This window comes from Synechococcus sp. WH 5701 (assembly GCF_000153045.1).
GTDB classification, from domain to species: Bacteria; Cyanobacteriota; Cyanobacteriia; order PCC-6307; family Cyanobiaceae; genus Regnicoccus_A; species Regnicoccus_A antarcticus.
In genome coordinates this window covers 1-1,318 of the sequence record NZ_AANO01000094.1, presented here as the reverse complement: position 1 = coordinate 1,318, position 1,318 = coordinate 1, and the positions used below count along the sequence as shown (strand labels likewise).

The following is a 1,318-nucleotide window of genomic DNA, read 5'->3' as shown; positions in this document are numbered from 1 at the left end:
CACTCATGTAGGAATCGCCTCACCAGGGCGTAGACGCTGCCATCGACCGACTTCAGCCTCAAAGCTGTCGCAAGCCCTGACATCCCACTCAACCCCCACCTGGCCATCGGGTAAATCCATCACAGAAATATGAATTTTGGGAGCTTTCGGTTCCAGGTCTGGCTCAGCAGAAAGGTGATCAACACCATGCTGACGCTCGACTGCGTGATAGGCCTGACAACGGTCGACCCAGCGGCAATCCACGCAGATGCACATGCCTCCCAATGTCGACAGAGATTCCATTCTGATGGCTGACGCTGCTCCCGACGAGCAGGCCCGGCTCTTGCTGAGACAGCTCGATCCAGACGCCTGGCCGATCTCCATCGACCAGCTGCCGGAAGGCACAGCTCTCGTGGGCGGTGCTGTGCGTGATGCATTTCTTGGCCGCCACAACCCACATCCCGATCTTGATCTCGTTGTGCGCAGCGATGCTCTACGACACTCCGCCCGTCTTGCGAAGACTTTCGGGGGCAAGCATGTAGTGCTGGATGAGCAGAGAGACATCGCCCGACTCGTGATCAATGGATGGACCATCGATGTGGCCCGACAGGAGGGTGATGGCCTTGAAGACGACCTGTGGAGACGTGATTACAGCCTCAATGCCCTTGCTCTCCCACTCCAGCCGCTTGCCCCGCTATGTGACCCGACAGGAGGCTTAGAAGATCTGAAGCATGGACGCTTGCGCGCTGTACGCGAACAGAACCTCCTCGACGACCCTCTACGCCTTCTAAGAGGCCTGCGGTTTCTGGCGGAGATCCCTCTGGTGCTCGATGCCCAAACGGGGGAGTGGATCCAGCGACATCGCCAAGCCCTCGTGGTGTCAGCCCCTGAACGCATCCTGGCTGAACTGCAACGGCTCGTGAAAGGCCCCCATGCAGACCAAGCCCTTCACCTCCTGGAGCAATGGCCATTGCTCCAACCATGGGCCACAACAACACCAACAGCCGCTTCGTACGACACAACGCTGTTGAACGCCGAGGAGGCGACTATTGCCCTTCCCCTGGCTCGCTTAACAAAGCTCATCAGCGACGACGGCCTCAAGCGGCTCAAGGCCAGCAAGATGCTGCAACAGCGCTGTGCACGACTGCGCCACTGGGGTCTGCAAGCAAAACAGCAACCTGAGGCCTTACCAGAACAGGAACGACTCCAACTGCATCTGGAGCTCGAAGGCGATCTTGCAGCTTTGATCCTTGATCTACCAAAGGAGCTGCAGCCGCAATGGCTGAAACGCTGGCGTGATCCAAACGATCCCTTGTTTCACCCAACCATGCCCCTCGAT

The 1,318-nt window shown here is 58.4% G+C and carries 2 protein-coding genes; one reads left to right on the top strand and one right to left on the bottom strand.

Features of this window, described 5'->3' with window-relative positions; translation table 11 throughout:
• Positions 1-3 precede the first annotated feature (3 nt).
• On the bottom strand, positions 4-255 hold the full coding sequence (locus WH5701_RS16290; protein WP_006169872.1) for a Ycf34 family protein: 252 nt from the start codon (positions 253-255) through the stop codon (positions 4-6).
• Between WH5701_RS16290 and WH5701_RS00580 the strand changes: the two genes are divergently transcribed.
• Positions 248-1,318, top strand: a 1,071-nt coding sequence (locus tag WH5701_RS00580; protein ID WP_006169871.1) for a poly A polymerase family protein, incomplete at its 3' end; no start/stop codon positions are given. The genes WH5701_RS16290 and WH5701_RS00580 overlap by 8 nt on opposite strands.

Coding starts and splice junctions, on each gene's coding strand:
- WH5701_RS16290 (WP_006169872.1), bottom strand. CDS start 255: ATGTGCATCTGCGTGGATTGCCGCTGGGTCGACCGTTGTCAGGCCTAT.